Source organism: Streptomyces sp. ISL-100 (assembly GCF_018614615.1).
In the GTDB taxonomy this organism is placed as follows: Bacteria; Actinomycetota; Actinomycetes; order Streptomycetales; family Streptomycetaceae; genus Streptomyces.
In genome coordinates this window covers 26,594-44,928 of record NZ_JAGGOK010000039.1, presented here as the reverse complement: position 1 = coordinate 44,928, position 18,335 = coordinate 26,594, and the positions used below count along the sequence as shown (strand labels likewise).

Here is an 18,335-nt window from a genome sequence, read left to right as displayed (position 1 = left end):
AAGTACTGCTGGAGTACTAGCTCGATAGTAGGAGTCTGCTACCCGCCTTGCTCGTGGTTCCCTGGGTACGACGCCCGCTGGATTCGTGAGGATGCTCAGTAAGGCGAGCTGCACGGTGAGCGGCCTGGTGCCGGTGCCGTGTGTGCCCGCGATGCCCGCAGCGTGCGCGGCGTCGACGAAGGCGAAGCTGAAGCAGACGAAGGTGGCCAGGAAGAGCGCCGCGCCGAGTGCCCGGCCACCCAGGTCAGGACGGGGCAGTTCTCTGTCCTGGAGGGTCAGTGCTGCCAGCTCTGGCTCGATCATGGTGCCGCCCCGTGTTGGCTGTCCGGGTTCGAGATGTGGGGGATGGATGTGGGGACGGTACAGGTCTCCCGCCTACGTCCCTCCCACAGCGTGGTGAGACTCGGGACGCTGCTTGGATGGGGCGCGCACATGATCACAGAAACTGCGAAGCTCACGGGGATCTCATGAACAACACACGTGTCCTGTCCGTCCGGCGCACCGCCAGCGCCCTTGTCTGCGCTGTCGCACTCGTGCCGCTGGCCGCCTGTCAGGAGAACGGCGGGGCTGCGCCTGCCGGTGACACCAAGCCGTCGCAGAGTGCCGATGCCGGGACTGATGCCAAGCCGAACGGCGTCGAGAAGTTGTCCGCCAAGGAGATCTACAGCAAGGCCACGCAGGCCAACGCCGACGCGGGCTCGTTCCGGCAGCGGGCGACCAGCGAGGCATCCAAGACCGACTTGCTGGTCTCGGCCACGGAGTGCGTCGGGACGGTCGAAAAGCCGGAGCTGGGCTCCTGGGAGATCATCCGTAAGGGCGATGACGCCTGGGCCAAGGTGGACGCCAAGGTTGCTTCTTGGGCCAAGGCCAATGGCGCTGAAATTCCTGTCGGCAAGTGGATGCACGGCACGCCGACCCAGCCGATGTTGAAAAACTTCATCAGCTACTGCCACCCCGAGCAGTTCACGGCCCCCGACAAGGCCAGCAGCAACCCGGTCAAGGGCCAGGTAGTGGATCTCGACGGGACGTCGGTGGTGCCGATCGTCAACAAGGTCGACGCGAGTAAGTCGATCACGTACTACGTTGCGGCGACAGGCCCGTCGAACCTCCTTAAGCGCGAAATCAAGGGCGGGGATGACAACGCGCAGAACATTGTCTTCTCCGACTTCGGCAAGCCGGTAGGCGCGAAGGCACCGTCCGGTGAGGTCGTGAAGGCGCCGAGCGTCTGATTCGGCGCAGCCGCTGTGCAGTGAAAGGTCCGGTGGGCAGTTGTCCGCCGGACCTTGCTCTTGGAGGAGCTGCTTGCCGCGTTTGTCTGCCCAGGGCCGAAGAGTTCATGAGCCCTGGTCTCGGGTAGCCGAAGTGGCGTGCCTGGCCCGCCGATTGGCGGTCAGCCCGGGATCCGGCCTGTGCAGCCGAACGCGACCAATCACAGTTTCTGCACGAAGTCCTACGGGGCTGGGGCGGCCTTGTGTTAGCGAAGCCCATAAGGTGTTGTGTGACTAACGGGGAGAGTGGTCCGGAGTGTGCGAGCCTCGCTCAACATGAGCCTGCATACGTAACTCCGTCGCGGGTCGGCCGAGATGCTGGCTCGCCTTTGCGTGCGGCCAGGCCGCGTCACGCGCTCCCTCACTAGGTGAATTGTGCGAGAGGGAAGCTATGTCTTATTCGGCGCCGCCCGGAGGTCCGGGCCCTGCGGCTCCGTACGGGGCACCGGGCCAGCAGCCCAGTGGTCCTTATGGGGCACCGCCCCAGCAGCCCGGGTGGTACCCGCCCGTGCCGCCACCGCCCAACGACCCGGGTGGCGGTCAGGGCTTGAAGACGGCCGTCATCGGGCTCTCGGCCCTGGCGCTAGTGGCTGTGCTCGGTGTCGGTGGGTTTGCGGTGTACAAGGCGGTGGGCGGGGGTTCCATGCCCGGCGCCGAAGGTACGGGGGACGACACCGAACAGGTGCTGAGCCAAGAGGACATAGCAACCTTGCTCAATGGGCGCACCCAGGCGCTGAAGAGCGGTGACGAGGACGAGTACCTGGCCCCCTTCGACGGCGAGGCGAAGGAGGAGCAGCGCCAGATATTCCGCAATCTGCGCAAGGTGCCTTTCGCCGAGTCCAAGTACATGGTCCTTCAGCAGACGGGCGACGGTTCGGATGAATACGGCTCCGATGTGAAGCTCGCTCTCGATGTCGCCTTCGTCCACCAGATCGAGGGCGTTGACGTACGTCCGGTCTCCGAGTGGTACCGCTGGGAGGTGGAGCGGGACTCCAAGGAGGCGGAGCCGCGCATCACCGGCGTGGGCGGTTCGCCGTCCGCGTATGGGTTGGGCGCCACCGCGGTCTACTACCCGGCTCCCTGGGACCTTTACGACGACATGTACGTGAAGCGGCAAGGGCACACGGTCACGATCGCGGCGAAGAAGAACGCCGCCGCTGCGAGTCGCTACGCGCCGATCATCGAGCAGAGCGCGAAGACCGATCTGGACCTGTGGAAGTCAAAGGCCCCGTCGGTTCCCAACACTCCCAAGGGCTTCCTCGTCGTCGTCGAACCGGACCGGAAGACGTACACGAAGCTCTACAACAATGGTGGCCTGGACGTTGGCTGGGATGCCGGGCAGAGCGTGCCGATGCCGACCTTCAATGAGGGATACGGCGGCAAGGAGGACCGGCTCGAATTCGGCGGCGCGCGCATCAAGATGGATGCCTCGTCAGAGCGCTTCACTTCGTCTGCGTGGAGGCGCGGCGTTGCGGATATCTCGCGGCATGAAATCGCGCATGCTCTCGTGCAGCCACAAGACAGCGGCTCCTACTCCTTCGACGACGAGAAGAGTCTCCGTTCTTGGGTTGTCGAAGGGTTCGCGGAATACGTCACGAACCGATTCGACCGGGAGCTGGGGGATCAGGGCGTTCGAAACGCCCTGGCAGGCCAGGAATTCGACGGTGAGTTGCCCAGCAGCGACTTCGACAGTGACGCCAACCCGGTCAGCATGAACTACGCCCTCAGCTACCTCGCCATCCGGTTCATCGCCGAGGAGGGCGGCGAGGAGGCGGTCTTCAAGTTCGTGGTCGACCACTACAAGAAGCCCACGGAACTCGACCAGCAGCTGCAGAGTGCCGTGGGTATGGGCGAGAGCGAATTCCAGGCCGCGTGGGCCCAGTACGTCAGGAGCAACAGCCGATGAGCACCAACGGACCCGTGCCGGGCACCAGCCCTTATGGGCAGCAGCCGCCCATGCCGCCGCAGGCTCCCGTGCCGCCTCAGCAGCAGCCGTCTATGCCGCCTCAGCAGGCTCCCGTGCCACAGCCCGGATACGGCTACCCGCAGCAACAGCCCACGCCCGCACCGCAGCAGGGATACGGCTATCAGCGGCAGCCGATGGCGCCCCAGCCCCAGCAGGGCTATGGCTATCAGCAGCAGTTCCCCGGGGCTCCCGTTCCGGCAGCGCCGCCGCGTAAGAAGAAGACCGGCCTGATCGTGCTGCTGGTTCTCGCGTTGATCGTGCTCGGTGGGGCGGGCGGCGCCGCGTGGTACGTGCTGGCGAGTGGCGCCGTCGAGCCGTTGTGGACTGTGGAGGCGAAGTCGGGAGAGGGCTCGAGCGAGTTGGACGGAGCCGGCACCTGGTTCACCGACAAGGCCGTGATCCAGACCGCGCCCGGTGGGGTGAAGGCCTACGCTCGCGACACAGGAAAGAAACTGTGGGCCACACCGCTGCCCGGCGCGGGTAACACAGCATGCGTCGCTCCTTCTGCTTCTGATGGCGGAATCGGGATCGTTGCGTATGGCGCCTCGGGAGGTGTGGAGGGAGGCGAGGGCGAATGCAACAACGTCGCCGCGTTCGACCTCAAGTCCGGCAAGGAGTTGTGGCATCGAGGCTTCTCCGGCAAGGGGCTGAGCGTGGCCCGCACCGGTGAGACCGTGGTGCTCGGCGGGAAGGTACTGAAGGCGGCGGACGGCTCCGTGGCCTGGGACTTGAAGAAGACGGCTACGCCCTACTGCGGAACAGGCCAATTCACCGGCGGCAAGAACCTGATACGCCGGGCATCGTGCAGCAAGGGCGATCCACTTGAGGGCAACGAGAAGAAGTGGACCGAGGTATCGCTGATCGATCCCGCCACCGGTGAGCCTGAGTGGACGAAGAAATTTGGTGAGGATGCGGTCTCGGGCATCCTCACCACCTCGCCGCTTGTCATCAGCGGATACGAAGGTGCCTTCGCGCTCGATGAGAAGACCGGTGAAATGCGTGGGAAGTTGCCGGAGTTGGAGGAGAAGTACTACGTCCACTTCGGGGACGGCGGTGACCCGACGCATGAGGCGGCTGGGTTCGGCAATATCTTCGTCATGGAGGTTTCCCCGCGGAACAACCCCAAGGGTGAGCAGAATGTGCTGATTGCCTACGACCTGGACAGCGGGAAGGAATTGTGGAAGACGGATCCTGTGGACACGATTCACTACATTCCGCTGACGGACACCGGTAGCGAGCGACCGCTGGTGTACGTCACCCAGGCCTCGCATGAGCCGAAGCTGGTGGAGTTCGCCCCCAAGGACGGCGCGATGGAGACAGTCGCCGAGTACCCCGAAGAGGTCGACAAGGGCAGCAGCGTCTTCGGGCGGCCGTATTGGAACAAGGGCACGCTCTACCTGTCCGACAACGGCGGAGCCTCCGGCCTCGCAGGTAGTTCGTCGTACTCACTTATCGCGTTGCCGACGACGGATTCCTAGCGATCTCCGGCGAGGCGAGGCAGCCATCGCTGTCTGCCTCGCCTCGTGCCGTGGGACATCGTTCGTTCGTCGTAACTTTCCTGCTGGCGAGTGCACTTGGCCCGATGGGCCCCGGTAGCCCTCCCGGGGAACGCTTGCCCGGGCGTCAGCTAGGGTCGTAGAACACGATCAACGTCCAGTCCGGAGCGGGAGATTGCGCTGCCCCATGGCGCGCCGCGGTTTCTTCCGTCACGCAGCTCCCGAGCCAAAGAGCTCGTAACACGATCACGAGGCGTGTCTCTTGAGGCGTCGCCAGCAGATGAGGCTGCAGGCGAGTCGGCATCGTCGGTCTCCTCGCTGCGCTCTCGAATATTCCAGTTGCCATTGTCGTCAGAGCCAGCACCAACAGCTTGCCGCTGTGGCTGCGACAGCTGCTCAGAATCCAGTGACGCCGACGACAGCCAACGCGCGCCGTTCATCACACGCATGGCGACGCCGAAGCCCGGCAGGCAAGCCGCTGCAAGGCCACCCAGGGCCACCATCGCGCTGAGGATGCCGGCGAACAACGCCGCGTTCCACCAGGGCCGAGAGGTTAGTCTCTCCCGGGTGTTGTATCCATGCCATTCAGCAGCATGTGCCGCAGGCGCTGTGCCTGCGGCACAGCCGAAGCCCGGTCAGGCCGAGACTTCGCATGATCCCGGGCGGCGAGTCGCTTGTGAGTGACGTGCTCACCGTCCTCGCGGAGTCCGGGTTGCGATCCGGGAGGTGCCGTCCGATACCGGTGAACCTTGCATAAAGCGGGAGATGCCGAGGGCAGTGTGCGCAGTCGTCTGACGCAGAAGGGGCGCCCAGTGGCCGGCGGCGAACCGGAGCTGGTTCACCAGTTCGTCTCCCCGGGTGCCTCCGGTAGCGGCGACCAGCCTGATCGCCGCTCCGGCCGTGACCGTACAGCGCGCCGCATCTCCTTGAGCTGGGGCGGATAGAGGTTTATGACCACCGGAGTGACGTCCGTTGTCCTGAAGCTTCACGATCCAACTGTTCGCCGTGTGAGCGGTGCCTGCCTGTCTACTACCCGACGTCCGCCCTGACCTGGTCGGAGGTACGGGCTCTCCTTTCACCGCCGTTCTCCGGGCCAGAGGCAGGCGGCGGCTCCACGCCGCTGGAGATCGTGAGGTCGTGGGCCGACTTCGACAACAGTGAGACGTAGAACGGAAGATCCGGCAGCGACGGAGTGGTCAGGCTCATGACGAGGAGCCGACGCATGCGGGGGAGGGGGAGGTAGACATCGGCCCGCGCGCGGGGCAGGGACGGCGCCGTGTCATCGTCCGGGTCGGACTGCCATTCCAGGCCGCACAGCACGAGCACGCCCGGCCCTGCTGGAACGCGGATGTCCTCGACCGTGTTTGTTCTCGTTCGCGGAGAGCGCCTCGAAAAGGCCGTGCGCGGACAACTCGGCATCGGCCTCGTCCAGAGGGTCGAGGCGGGCCAGCAGCGAGGCGGTGGTGAGGCGGCCGTTCGGTGCCTCGTCCAGGCAGAAGCCCGCGTAGAAGGAGTCCTCTGTGAGGGCGTGATCGCCAATCTCACGGTAAGTGTGGAAGGTGACTTCGCGTTGGAAGCCGGTGCCGTGCGGCCAGACTTCCTCCGCGATGGACCAGAGTTGCTCGAGACGCCCCTCTTCGTCCAAGTCCAGGCCCAGGGAGTGGAATCCACCAGGTATGTCCAAGTGTACCGATCTGGGCGAACTCGCAAGGGGCATCCGGCTGTGAACGACCTTTTCGATATCGCGGCTGTTGAGCAGAAGTCGGCCTTCTGGTACGGACTTCCCCTCGGCTACCGCCAGGTGGATCTCCAACCGTCACCCGCCGGACTCGCAGAGGTGGCGCGGCAGATCAACGACCTTCCCAGCGAGGTCCGCGACCGCGCAGACCAGGTGTTCCGGCTGTACGCCATCGTTGTGATGATGCTGCAGAAGCAGCAGGTGCAGGGATGTGCGCTGGGTATGCATCCCGACGACAGCGGCGGTTCCGCGCTTTCTGTCCTCACGGTTTTCAGCGTTCCGACGCCAGGAATGAACCCCAAACGCGTACTCACCAAGATGCTGGCCGGCGGAGCGGGGAGCGGTTCCGGCGACGGTATGCGACCCGTCGAACTGCCCATTGGTACTGGGTTCTTGTCGGAGTCGGTGCAGACCACGGTGGCCCCGGGCGTACCTCCTGAGGGCCAAGAGGAGCCCAGACAGGAAGAGGTCTGGCAGGGGATGGTGGCGATTCCGGACACGCGATCCTCGTCAGTCATCGCAGTACAGATGGTGACCGCGTCGGTGGAGTTCGCCGATGACTACCGCGGCGTCCTGCTCGGCACCGCCCGTACAGTGACGTTCACCGATCCGGCGCGGGCTGAAGGGGAACACGCCTTCGAGTCGGTAGCTTCGGGCTCCGTCGCAGAAGCGATGAAGAGCGATTTCGGATGAACGCAGAAGAGCAAGAGGACAATGCCATGCTGGAGACTTCCCAAGTTCCGTACGCAACCGATGGAACCGACTTCAAGTCAGCGGTGAAGTATCACTACGTCACGGCCCTGAAGCGGTTCGCGAAGTACTTCGTCATTTTCGCGCCCATGTTCATTCTGGTTTTCGTGACGGGGATTGATTATCTGTTGCCGCTGGCCATCGTGGGGTTCGTCGGTCTGTTGATCGCGTTGATATTCTTTTGAGCGGCTCTGTCCTGGACCTGGAGGTGCTCGCGGGCCCTCCGTAGGTACCCCCTTGAATTCCGCGGTCCGGTCGAGACGCTGCAAATGAAGGGGAACAGGGTGCGGGTTCTGACCATCGGAGAGAAGGGCGCCGACCGCTCGCCGGTGCTGGCGGCCGTGGACCCCCTTTCGCGTCCGGGCTGGCTGAAGGGCATGGAGGGCGGCGTTTGGTTCGCCGGTGACGAGGTCTTCGGGGGTGCGGCGCTAGTACCGGGGTCCGGTCAGCTGTTGTTCATGCAGCCCCGCGATTGGGAGCTGATGTCCGGGCAGCGAGAGGAAGCCGGAGCGGAGCGCCTCAAGAGGGCGATGCAGGCCGGCCTCAAGCGGCGGGCGCCGATCCGGTAGGTCACCGGGCCGCGCCCCTGGAGGTCCCGGATCAGGTTCGCTCGCCCGGTAGGCGCGCCTGCTCTGCGTATGGGCACGCCTACGTGTCGCCGCCCGCTATCTCAGAGGCACCCATGGAGCAGGGCACTTCTCCGGGAGGCCGTCCCTTTCACTGGCCAGGGCACGCTCGCCTGAGGCGGGCAAACGATCAAGGAGAGGTTGGAATGAGCGGGAAGCTCCGAGCGGTGTCGGCCTGGCTGGCAGTCGGAGGCCTCGGGCTGCTTGCGGCAGTGGTGCGACTGCTGCTGAAGCCGTCCTTGCCGCCACCCCGGTGGGACGCTCTCGCCTGCCTTGTGGTGGCAGCAGTTGACGTCGCCGGCTGCCTCACGGTTGTTCGGCGAGGGCCCTCGCCGGAGCCGGGCGGAGTGGCTACGCGTCGACGCTGGTGGCCTGAAGGGCGCAGAGCCTGAAAGTCGGCCGCAGCGTGGAGGATCGTCGATGCGGGCCACGTAATCGCCAGGTGGAAGTCCACAAGGTGCTGTCATCGGAGTTCGTCGAGAAGCTCAAGGGGTCCGACTACTACCGTACCGGGGTCCAAGTTGCCGTGCCCTTCGACGGCGGGAGCCAATCGGAGGAAGGTACCGTCTCCTCAAAGACACCCGCTGAACCTGGTGACCACGTCTGGTCTCTCTACGCTCCGTCCTCGCCGCACGTCGGTGTATTCCTCGACGCTGGCAGGGATTCCCTGGAGCGTAAGGTCGGCGGCCCAGCGTGGGGGCTGTTGCTCTTTGTGCCGGTCTGGACGACAGGGTGTCTGTTCTTCGCTGTGGTGGGCGGCAGGTCGGTTGGCACGCCCGGTTCGCGGGCGGGACGCTCCCGCTCTCTGGTGGTCACCCCGGTCGGCGGAAGAGTGGCCGTGCCCAGGAGAACGCCGAAGGGAGTGGCTGCGAGGGAGCCGAAACCTTGCCTGGGGCTTGAAGGAATCGGCGGGGAGCGGCTCGGCCTCTTCATGGACGCGGCATTCGAGCCCGATACTCTCGCCCGGCACGTCAGCGGCAGTCCGGCGAAGCTCTATTGGGGGGGAAGGAGCCAGAGCAGAACCTCAGGGCGCCCCGGCCGCCCAAGCGGTGCTCGTCGTGGACGGCGAGCATTACGTCCGGGGCTGGGTGGAGGCCAGTGATGGCTCGGATCTGCCCGAAGGCTCGCCGGTCCCGGCGGCCAAGCGCCTTGTCGAGGGACGCGAGTTGCGTGCGATCTGTCCGTACCCAGTCTGGGACCCGGCGCTGCACGCCGGCGGTTTCTGGGCCCTGCTGCTCAGCCTGCTGGCCTTGGGGATTGCCATGATCGGCGTAGGCACCGTCATGACCATCATCCTGGCCGTCGTGGCGTTCCTGTCACCCGGTCTCGCGTGGGTCAACGCTGCGGGCGTCCGTAAGGAGTACCTGGACAGCCTCCTCCTGACGTCCGTCGCCACTCCGGCGGGATCCGCTGCAGAGGAAGGGCTGGACGACGGCGATGGAGCAGGGTGCCAGGTTCGCCGGTGATGGGGAATTTGAGTGCGGGTCTCCGCAGGTGATCATCTTTGCTGAACCCCATGACGAGGAGTCGTACACGTGAAGTCCAGTCTCTCTGTCCCCCTTCCCTTGGCCGAGTGCGCCTTCGACGACCCCGCCACTCGGCAGGCCTTTGAGAAGGTCCGACGCAGGGCTCGCATCAGCCTCCTGATCAGGGTCGCGGTGTGGCTGGGCCTGCTCATCGTGGCAACGGCGTTCAAGGAAGAGGAGACGCAGCTCGTCTCGGGCGCCGCATCCTTCCTGCTGATACCGACTGCGTTCCTGCTGCCGGCTCCGGGCAGGGCGCTGTTGTGGCTGCGTGCCGTCGAGAAAGTTCTGAAGTCCCACCCCTGGAGGTACTGCTCCGCGGTCCGCAGGCCGGACGCCAAAGTCAGTGCAGGCACGGCCGTACAGCTCAGGTTCGGTGACGGCGGTGACGGCGGTGACGCGGGTGACGGGCGTAACGGGGTTGGCGACGAGGGCTGGACGCCGGTGCTGGCCGCGGGTACATGGCGTCTGCGTAAGCGCTGGTCGAAAGAGCTGGAGTACGGGGCCTGGTTCGCGGGCAACCCTGGCCGCGGTGGCGTACTTGCTCTGCCGGGCGGGCACCGACTCATGACCCTGCACCTGAATCGACCGTGACGAAGGGTCGCGAAACGTAATGAATCGGAATTGCGAATGTATGGAGCCGGCAACATGACGCCAGACGCCCAAATCCCGCCGGACCAGCGGGCCTTCGACCATGCCCCGACACGGCAGGCGTGGCGGCGGGCGCGACTGCGCGTGGCCGGTGGACTTGTCGTCCTCATCATGGTGACCTTGGTGGCGTTTGGCCTTGTGGGCACGTACGAGACACAGATCCGCCTGGCCGGTGCGGGTCTTCTGCCCGCTCTCTTCTTCGGCATCGTCCTTCCCGCCGGCCTGTACGCCTACATCGGGTCGCTTCGCCGCCTTGGCCGCATGCGCAAGGTTCTGCAGTCCAACCCATGGAAGTTCCGGGCAGCTGCCCGCAAGCACCCGCACGCCAGGGAAGCCAAGGGCGTTGCCGTGCAGCTCAAGGCCAAGGAAGGGGAGGAGTGGGGGCAAGTCATGGCTGCCCGTAACCCGCTGCGGTGGTATCGCTGGGACCCGGCGATGGAGCAGGGCATCTGGCTGGCCGGTGTTGCCACCACTGGGGCAGTCATCGCGCTGCCGGGAGGTCGTGGGCTGATGACCCTGGAGCGGGACTACTGGGGCTCGGCGTCCGGTCGCCGTCGGAGCGAGCACGATCGCAGCCGGGATCGCTTGAGCAAGGAGCCCGGCCGGGGCCGAGCGTGACGCTCCGGCGCCGCTCGCCCGCTGCCCTGGCTCCGCACGGCAGTACGCTCGCGGGCAAGGCCCTGACCAGCGCCCTGAGCCGCGACATCACGGTCGGCAAGGCCGACCGTGATGTCGCGGTGACGGGTGCCTGCCCCAACTCTCGGAACCCGAACAGGAGCCAGCCAGATGTACCCCACAGCCCAAGTCCCCCCGTACAAGTGCGCCTTCGATCATCCGCAGACGCGGCGGAATTGGCAGCGAGCACGACTGCGCGCGGTGGCGGTTTTGCCGGTGACCATAATTCTGCTGCTGGCGACCTTGGCGGTGACGGGAATACTGGCGGATCAGCCCAGAACCCAGCCGATGTGGATGCGCATCGCGGCCGTCCTGTGTCTGATCGCGGCACCGTTCGCCTTCGCCATGGCTCTGTACTCGTGGGGGCCGGTCCTCCGCCTGCGCAAGATCCGGAAGGTGCTCCGCGAGTATCCCTGGGAGCACCGCGCTTCCGTGCGTCCGTGCAATGACGTCAAGGATGTCATGGCACTGCCTGTGCGGCTCAAGGCCGACGCGGACGGCGCCTGGTCCAAGACCATGCGCGCGGTCAACCCGCTGCGGAGGAAGCGCTGGACGGGGGAGATGGAGGAGAGTGCCTGGTTCGCCGGTGACCCCGAATTCGGTGGAGTGATCGCCGTGCCGGGCGGCAGTGAGTTCATGACCCTGGAGCGTGGCAGCCGGACGCCCCTGGAGGAGTACCGGGAGATCGTACGTGACAAGAACCGTATGGCGCGGGCCAGGAGGGCCGGTGTCGGGGCCCTGAGTCTCGGCCCTCCCACCTGATCGGCGGTGCGGCGACACCCCCGTATCCGCTCGACAGGAGCCGTGGGCGCCGAGCAGGGCACCTCATGATGCGAACGAGAGTCCCTCGGAAGAAGAGGCTGACCAGGTACGAAAGCCCAAGCCCGGCCCCCACGATCCCCGCGCCGATCATCCCGACCACGGCCGCCCGCGTCACGTTCCGTCCCGCCGCTTCCCATGCCTCGTTGTACGAGATCCGGCTCCGGCCGGAGGGTGCGTAGCCCGTGGCGACGCAGAAGACGCCGAGGCCGATGAGGACCCAACCCGTGAAGAAGCCGGCGACGAGGTAGTTCACCTCGCATCCCTCCACCTTCACGGTGCACTGCGTGCCGACCCACCCTGCTGCGTACGCCCCTTGGTACGCGCCGACGCACTTCCCGCGAGCCGGGACAGTGAGCGGTTCGTTCCCTGCGCGCTGCTGCGATCGAGCCATGGCGATTCTGGCCTTCTGCTTCGTTCGTCTGTGCGGATCATTGCTGACTCAGGGCGTCTGCACGTCAGTTCAAGCGCCATTCGAATGACTTTTCTATCACTTCAGTGCGCTAGGTTTTTGACTGCATCAAGTTGCTCGTGCGTGCGAAGCGCAAGGTAATCGGGGGAGTGGGCATGGCTGTTGGCGGTTTCGACGTCGATCACCGGACGCTGAAGATCCAAGGCGAGGAATTCAGGGAGATCGGTAGAGAATTTGTGACCGCGACTGGTGAGCTCAAGAAGACCCTGGAAGGCATCGGGACGCCCTGGGGTGAGGATGTCATCGGCGGACCGTTCGATGTCGTCTACCAGCCGGTGAAGGACGGGATGCTCGACTCCATGGAGAGCCTCGGTGGCCGGCTCAAGAAGATGGGCACGAACCTGCGGCACATGGGTGATGCGTACGGGGGCGTCGAAAAGCGTACGTACGAGGCGTACAAGGCCATCTGAGGGCGGGCCCCATGTGCGGGGCCTGTGGAACGACGACACGGGGGTTGTGACCCACATGGCACTGATGCTGCCTCGCGAGGTCGACTGGGTTCTCGGGCTGCTCGGTTACGAGTGGCCCGATGCGAACGAAGACGAGATTCACAGTGCCGCCACGGCGTGGCGGCAGTTTGCCTTGACGGCCGCCCAGTTGGGATCGCGTGGAGTTGCTGCGGCATCCGCGATTCGGTCGTCGAATGCGGGTGAAGCTGTTGAAGCTTTCGAGGAGAAATGGCGCAAGTTCGAATCCGGCGGGGACGGCTATCTGAACGACGCAGTCGAGGCCGCCAACGCCATTGCCTTTGCTCTCGACACGGTCGCCATGTGCGTACTCACAAGCAAACTCGCCGTCATTGCCCAACTCATCGCGCTGGCCTTTGAGATCGCCGCAGCACAGGCAGCGGCTCCGCTTACCTTCGGGCTCTCGGAGCTGGGCGCGGTGGGCGCCGTTCAGATCACCCGTGTCGTCGTACGAAGGCTGCTCGACGAGCTCAAGCAGGTCATCGTCACAACGATCGCGGACACCCTGAAGGAAGCATCAGTCCGGGCGCTCAGGGACATGGTTCAGGAAGTCGTCACCGCAGCGGCAAAGGAAGGCGCGACGGCGATGGGGCAGGACCTTATCGAGCAGGGGGTCAAGGCCAACTTCGGCGCGCAGGACGGTATCGACCTCAAGGACGCCGCGGGAAAGGGCCTCGGCGCCTTCAAGGAGTCGGCCACGAAGGGGCTCAAGGACGGTCTCATGGGTGTCAAGGACAACATCGTCGGGCTCGCCGACCCCGGTACGTACGTGGATGCCGTAACGCAACGGGCTGCCCAGCGCGCGGAGGCAGCCGCGGACCAGGGCCTGAACCATGCCACCGGACGAGGGTCGGCGGCGGCGGAAGCGGTCGGAGAGAACGGAGAGCCGGGAGCGGCGGCAGTGCCCGCGGCAGCGGACTCGCAGCCGGCCGCACCAGCCGACAGCCGGGCCGCGACCGCCCCGGACACGCCGCCCGCCGCCCCCAGGGCCTCCGCATCCGAGCCCGCGCCCGCGAGAGGGGCGTTGCCCGGACAACCGTCAACAGCCGACCGAATCCGTACCGACTTCGGGTGACGAGAGATACGACGAGAGATACTTCGGGTGACGAGAGGTGAGGAGAAGCGAGATGGCTCAGCAGCAACCCCGTAACCCCCAGGGGCCTTCCCCCGACCGCGGCGTGTGGGACGAAGCGCTCGAACCGGAGCAGGTCCGCTCACTGAACTCCGCGCTGCGCAAACTCGCCGACGGCGGCGGCGCCAGCAAAGAACTCCAGGACGCCGCAAAGAAGTTGCTCTCGGGCCGCGTCACCCTGCGCGACGCCATGGACGCCCCTTCGACGGCACGAGCCCTCGGTGGCGGCATGGCATCGCTGCGCGGCGAGTGGGAGGCGCTCTCCGACGAGGAGCGCGAGCAGATCAGGCAGGGTGAGGTACCGGCGAGCAGCGACCCGTCCTCGGACCCGTCCGAGCCGAGGCGCTCCCAGGGCGAGCCCTCGCCGACTCCGAAAAAGAGCCAGGGGCGCCACAGCGGCGGATTCTCGCTCTACTGAGCCACCCGCTCACCTGCCATTTTCAGGCCGTACGCCGGCGGGCCCCCGCGGCGTACGGCCCGATCGCGTTGTCGTGCCCTTCTAAACCGAGGGCCCGCCCGCCATCGAGCAGCGCTTTCCGGACGTTCACGGCTGCTGGTTCTCGTCGGGCTCACGCTTCGCTGACCGCTCTATCGCTCGGTAGTACGGGAAGTGGACCGGGCGGCGTAGGACTCTCTGAGTTCACTGGCCTTCACTCAGAACAGCCCGTGCCACATCTGCTCGACGATCAACGACCACCACGAGCCCGGATCTGCCAGCGCCGAGGCGTCGATGGCAAGCAACTGAGCCTGGAACGCCGCCACCGCCGTACCGGCCGCAACCGGGTCCATGCCCTGCATCTGCTGCCGTGTGGTGACCAGGAGCGCGAGGGCGCGCGCGAAGGCGGCGGCTGAGACGTTGACGTAGCAGGTCGCCGCGTTGACGGGGTCGATCGCCCAGAGGGCGCCGAGGCCGTTGGGCTCCGTCGTGCCGGGCAGGCACTGCACCGCGATGACGGCTACCCCGTCCCAGCCGATACGGACCAGATGCGCCAGCGCGCTGATCTTCTCTTCGCCGGCCGGGCTGCGGCGCTCGCGCAGGTTCGTGGCTATGTCGCTGAACAGGCCGCCGGCGGGCGGGCTGTCGGGCCGGTCGGCGGTGAAGAAGAGGGGGATGTCGGCGGGGACTCCAGCCCAGGTGAGCGTCGAGCCGGTGGTCTCGGGCAGTTGGCTGCCGGCGACGTCGTCGGCGTCGTAGCGGCGTACGCCGTCCTGACCGAAGATCTCGACGAGGTGCCGGCCCAGGGCTACGTCGCGCATCGGCTCGGCGGGAGTCACGTTCGCGGGGACCGGGGTCCGGTAGGGGCGCGGCGGCGGCTGCTGGCCGGCGATCTGGTGCATCATCTCGACGTGCTGAAGCAGCGAGGCGATGCCTTCTTCGCGCGTTTCCGGTCGGGCGCCGTAGCTGTGGGCGCAGGACAGCTTGGCGTTGGGGAACGCGTTGAGGAGCTCGGCGGTGTAGCCGCCGGGGAGCAGGCTGGGGCGCAGGTCGGTGTGGACTGCCACGACGTTGTCGATGGGTACGTTCATACGCTGCAGCTCGGCCCACGCCTGGTACTCGACCGGAGGCAGGCCGGGGCCCGAGTTGCGGAAGAGGGTCGTCTCCTCGCCGCTGGCCGGGTCGACGTACGTGAAGACGGCGGTGTTGCCGGGCCCGGTGACCGGACGACCACTTTCCGACGAACCGCCGCCGTGCTTCTGCTTGTACATCCGTACGGCCTCGTCGACCGGAACCGAAGGCCAGACCGTCAGCTCACCGGTACGCCGGTCCACGACCCCGCACGCGTCCCCGATCTCCGCGGGCGGCCGCCGCTCCCCGGTCTCCGGGTCGCGCTCCATCGGCGCGGGTGCGGCCCACACGACCCACCCGAGGTCGAACTCCCGCATGCGGACCTCGCGCCGCGGAGCCCCTGAACCGTCGGGGTTGAGCCACCGGTCGGCGGTGGCGAATGCCCGCTCCTGGCTGATCACGCGGGGCTCCTTCGAGGGCGTCGGGGGCATGGTGCTACGAGGCTATCGGTGTGGTCGGCGCCGGGATCCGCAGGGTCTTCGCGCCGCGCTCGTCGGCGAGGAAGAGGACTCCCTGCGGGAAAGATCTGCACCGGGGGATCGAGGGACCCGCTGGACCAGGCCGTGGACGAGCAGCACGGACGCGCCGCCGTCGCCGACCAGGTACGCGCCAGGTGTGTCCCCTGGGACAGCGAGTGCTGCGACGGGGCCCGGCTGTTCCTCGCCGGACGCCGGGATGCTGCCCACGGTCACGGCGTGGATGCCAGGGACCGGCAGGCTCCACAGGGTCTGCCACGGGAGGTCTCGGTCGTTGCGCGGGCCGATACGAAGAGCGCCTGGCCAATCTGCATCGCGTGACACAGGCCGGCTACCAGGTACGGCTGCCGTGCGTAGTCGTTCGTTGCGCCGGTCATGGTCCCTTGTCGTCCACCCTTGCGGATGGTGCGTCAGTCGTTGTGCAGTGCGTAGGTCCACGCCTCTGCGCGGGAGCCATCCGCGTCGATATCCCAGATGGCGTCTTCGATGTGCTGCCGGAGCAGATGGTCCTCGTCCTGGTTCTCCAGCGTCCCGAGAATGCGACGCCCAGCGAGCCACTGGGTGACCATGGCCAGGAAGCGGTCGAGGGACGTTGCGACGAGGAGGCCGTCCAGTCCGCTCTCCTCGGCGGTACGCGGCATGCGCAGGACGTGCCCGGAGGGTCCGTCGATCACGATCTCGGCGCCCATCCACAAGCCGATCTGGAAGAACGGTCCGTCCTCTGCGGGCTGCTCGACCTCCTTCGGCCAGGGCACTTCCCACAGGAATCTCTCGTACTCGGGCTCCAGCCTGATTGCCTTTTCATCCATGACGGGAAGGCCGGTATCGGTGAGTACACGGCGGGCGGTTTTATCGGTCAGGCCGGCCGGCAGACGGTCCGGGCCGGTGCGCAGAACGGGGGCGCGGGGGAAGAGCGTTCCCAGGTCGGCCGCAGTGGTGGTCGAGGCATTGACGGGCCGTGTGAGGCCTGCTGCGGTCCTGGTGCCGAGCAGCGGTGCCCCGCGCAGTGGCGTGAGCACGTGCTCCGCTTCCGCGTGGGCGGCTTCCACGGCGAAGACACCTCCGGGGCCGGCGAACACCGTGAGGTTGCCAAGACGCACTGAAACAGGAAGGAACTCGTCGTCGATACCCTCGTCGAGGTCCTCGTGCGCAAGGAGTTCGCTGCGACGGGTCGGGCCGGTTTCCCCAGTTCCCTGCGGCCAAGCCAGCGCATCCGCTGCCTCGTCCGGAAAGTTCTCGTCGAACCACGGGCCCGCCACGAGCTCCGAGGTCTCGGCGTCCCACACGCGTACGCCGCCGTCCTCAGCGCTCGCGGCCACGGCCAGGCGATCTCGCCAGCACACCCGGAACAGCTGGTAGACCGGACCGGGTTCGAGGTAGCCCGGGTCGAATCCACCCGGTGGGCGCCAGTGTGTCCACCGGGCCTTCCAGGGAAGACGTACGCCGGAGTGCTCGATGGCGGCGCACAGCTCGGTGTCCTTTCGCGCCATGGCCATCAAGTGCAGCCATGAAGCCCATTCGCCCTGATCTGGCGGGGCCACCCCGTACATCCACAAGTACACAGCATCGGCGGCCGCGTTCGAGCCGGGCAGCGAACCGCTGTGCGCGCAGTGGGCAGCGTCCAGGAGCGCGTTCTGGGGAAGATTGGCAAGGACACTGCCGTCCCGCAGCAGCTCGTCGAACTTTCCCGCCTGCGCCGCGTGCATGGCCAGACCATGGGCGGCGTAACGGCCCAGGGGACCGGAGGCGGCCCAGCCGTCAGGATGCCGCAGCTGGGGGGCGACTCCTCGCAGCCACTGGACCATGTGGTCATTGACATGCGTGCTCAACTCGGCAGATGTCTCACGACGCAGGGCGTCGGCCACGGAATCGTCGGCGAATGCGACCTCCGCGTCGGACACCGTGATGAGGCCGGAGAAACGGTCGGCAAGCTGGTGCAGGGCTGCCACGTCGGAATCTGCCACACCGACAGCCCGAGCCAACTCTCTCCATGCCTCCCACGGCACGCGCCGCGGCTCGGACAGGGCCAGTGCGCGCAGTTGCGGCGACTGCGAGGCAGCCGCGACGGCGGCCCCGAGTGCGTTCTGCGGGTTGTCGAGCGATGTGTCGTCCAGCCAGAGTGAGGGCGTACCGCGCCGCGCCGTCCCAGGATCCGGGGGCGGCGTATCGACCACAACGCTTGGTCCGGCGAGGGAGAGGCACTCCGCCGCCTGGTTACCAACAAGAGCGGGCTGGGCGGACCTGCGGGTGAGCCCGGCCCGTCCCGCGTGCGTGATCAGAACCAGCTTGCCACCGCCTTGCTGGCGGGCAGCCCTGCGCCAGGTGTAGGGACTCGCCTTGTCATCGGGCACCCCGATGAGCCTCAAAGCCCTTCGGAAAACGTCCTCCGCATCCGCTTCCGTGGCATCGAGCAGGACACTTTGGGGGATGTGCCGGTGCACCTCTTCGAGGACGCCCGAGGTGCCGGTGAGGCTGATGACGTCCAGGTTCTTCTTCTTGGGGGAGCCGTCGCCCCACCAGTCACGTACCTGTGCGACTGCCTGGGCAGGAGCGAAGCGTTGGGGGTCGGGAGAGGACTCGGACATGGGGACTCCCTACTTCGACGGAACGACGTTGCAGCGTAGCCTTCGCAAAGGCCGAGCCGATGGCCGTGAGGTGGTTATCCATGTCCTTGTGCTCGTGCTCGTGCTGGTCGTCGCTTGGGTAGTT

The 18,335-nt window shown here is 66.5% G+C and carries 18 protein-coding genes; 14 read left to right on the top strand and 4 right to left on the bottom strand.

The genetic code is table 11. The annotated features are described in order from the left end of the window. Window positions 1-303, bottom strand: a 303-nt coding sequence (locus tag J7E89_RS18185) for a hypothetical protein (RefSeq protein WP_214974750.1), incomplete at its 3' end; no start/stop codon positions are given. Window positions 304-419: 116 nt separating this feature from the next. Here J7E89_RS18185 and J7E89_RS18180 point away from each other — a divergent pair. The 3 genes from J7E89_RS18180 to J7E89_RS18170 all read left to right on the top strand — a co-directional run bounded on the left by J7E89_RS18180 (window position 420) and on the right by J7E89_RS18170 (window position 4,712). Then, entirely contained in the window at window positions 420-1,229 is an 810-nt protein-coding gene (locus J7E89_RS18180; protein WP_214974749.1) for a hypothetical protein, read from the top strand. A 547-nt stretch (window positions 1,230-1,776) separates the two neighbouring features. Further along, window positions 1,777-3,174, top strand: coding sequence for a hypothetical protein (locus tag J7E89_RS18175; protein ID WP_214974748.1), 1,398 nt, complete (start codon window positions 1,777-1,779; stop codon window positions 3,172-3,174). A gap of 194 nt (window positions 3,175-3,368) precedes the next feature. Further along, a complete protein-coding gene (locus tag J7E89_RS18170) occupies window positions 3,369-4,712 on the top strand; it encodes a PQQ-binding-like beta-propeller repeat protein (RefSeq protein ID WP_214974747.1) in 1,344 nt (447 codons plus the stop codon). A gap of 1,047 nt (window positions 4,713-5,759) precedes the next feature. On the opposite strand, the gene J7E89_RS18165 is transcribed toward J7E89_RS18170, so the two are convergent. After that, window positions 5,760-6,056, bottom strand: coding sequence for a hypothetical protein (locus tag J7E89_RS18165; RefSeq protein WP_214974745.1), 297 nt, complete (start codon window positions 6,054-6,056; stop codon window positions 5,760-5,762). A gap of 22 nt (window positions 6,057-6,078) precedes the next feature. Here J7E89_RS18165 and J7E89_RS18160 point away from each other — a divergent pair, with 22 nt between their 5' ends. The 10 genes from J7E89_RS18160 (at window position 6,079) to J7E89_RS18115 (ending at window position 14,001) form a co-directional block, all read left to right on the top strand. Beyond that, entirely contained in the window at window positions 6,079-7,161 is a 1,083-nt protein-coding gene (locus tag J7E89_RS18160; RefSeq protein ID WP_251060714.1) for a hypothetical protein, read from the top strand. Next, window positions 7,158-7,403 carry a hypothetical protein gene (locus tag J7E89_RS18155; RefSeq protein WP_214974743.1) on the top strand — a complete coding sequence of 82 codons (246 nt, stop codon included), beginning with the start codon at window positions 7,158-7,160 and terminating at the stop codon, window positions 7,401-7,403. Before J7E89_RS18160 ends, J7E89_RS18155 begins: the two co-directional genes overlap by 4 nt. Window positions 7,404-7,502: 99 nt before the next feature. After that, the gene (locus J7E89_RS18150) at window positions 7,503-7,787 is read left to right on the top strand and encodes a hypothetical protein (RefSeq protein ID WP_214974741.1); all 285 of its coding nucleotides are present in this window, start codon (window positions 7,503-7,505) and stop codon (window positions 7,785-7,787) included. A 1,115-nt stretch (window positions 7,788-8,902) separates the two neighbouring features. Then, window positions 8,903-9,310 (top strand): hypothetical protein, encoded by a 408-nt coding sequence (locus tag J7E89_RS18145; RefSeq protein WP_214974739.1) that lies wholly within the window; start codon window positions 8,903-8,905, stop codon window positions 9,308-9,310. A gap of 69 nt (window positions 9,311-9,379) precedes the next feature. Continuing rightward, window positions 9,380-9,961 (top strand): hypothetical protein, encoded by a 582-nt coding sequence (locus J7E89_RS18140; protein ID WP_214974737.1) that lies wholly within the window; start codon window positions 9,380-9,382, stop codon window positions 9,959-9,961. Window positions 9,962-10,015: 54 nt separating this feature from the next. After that, complete coding sequence (locus tag J7E89_RS18135) at window positions 10,016-10,636, top strand: hypothetical protein (protein ID WP_214974735.1); 621 nt, start codon at window positions 10,016-10,018, stop codon at window positions 10,634-10,636. A 273-nt stretch (window positions 10,637-10,909) separates the two neighbouring features. Then, complete coding sequence (locus tag J7E89_RS18130; protein ID WP_214974733.1) at window positions 10,910-11,455, top strand: hypothetical protein; 546 nt, start codon at window positions 10,910-10,912, stop codon at window positions 11,453-11,455. Between the two features lie 624 nt (window positions 11,456-12,079). Continuing rightward, window positions 12,080-12,394 (top strand): hypothetical protein, encoded by a 315-nt coding sequence (locus tag J7E89_RS18125; protein WP_214974731.1) that lies wholly within the window; start codon window positions 12,080-12,082, stop codon window positions 12,392-12,394. 55 nt (window positions 12,395-12,449) lie between these two features. Further along, a complete protein-coding gene (locus tag J7E89_RS18120; RefSeq protein WP_214974730.1) occupies window positions 12,450-13,526 on the top strand; it encodes a hypothetical protein in 1,077 nt (358 codons plus the stop codon). A 52-nt stretch (window positions 13,527-13,578) separates the two neighbouring features. Next, complete coding sequence (locus tag J7E89_RS18115; RefSeq protein ID WP_214974728.1) at window positions 13,579-14,001, top strand: hypothetical protein; 423 nt, start codon at window positions 13,579-13,581, stop codon at window positions 13,999-14,001. Window positions 14,002-14,237: 236 nt separating this feature from the next. On the opposite strand, the gene J7E89_RS18110 is transcribed toward J7E89_RS18115, so the two are convergent. Next, on the bottom strand, window positions 14,238-15,551 hold the full coding sequence (locus J7E89_RS18110; protein ID WP_214974727.1) for an SUKH-4 family immunity protein: 1,314 nt from the start codon (window positions 15,549-15,551) through the stop codon (window positions 14,238-14,240). Window positions 15,552-15,713: 162 nt separating this feature from the next. On the opposite strand from J7E89_RS18110, the gene J7E89_RS18105 reads away from it, so the two are divergent. Beyond that, window positions 15,714-15,947: a hypothetical protein gene (locus J7E89_RS18105; protein ID WP_214974724.1), complete on the top strand. Its 234-nt coding sequence runs from the start codon at window positions 15,714-15,716 to the stop codon at window positions 15,945-15,947. Window positions 15,948-16,036: 89 nt separating this feature from the next. Here the strand turns inward: J7E89_RS18105 and J7E89_RS18100 are convergent, their stop codons facing one another. Beyond that, window positions 16,037-18,211 (bottom strand): SUKH-4 family immunity protein, encoded by a 2,175-nt coding sequence (locus J7E89_RS18100; RefSeq protein ID WP_214974722.1) that lies wholly within the window; start codon window positions 18,209-18,211, stop codon window positions 16,037-16,039. Between the last annotated feature and the right edge of the window lie 124 nt (window positions 18,212-18,335).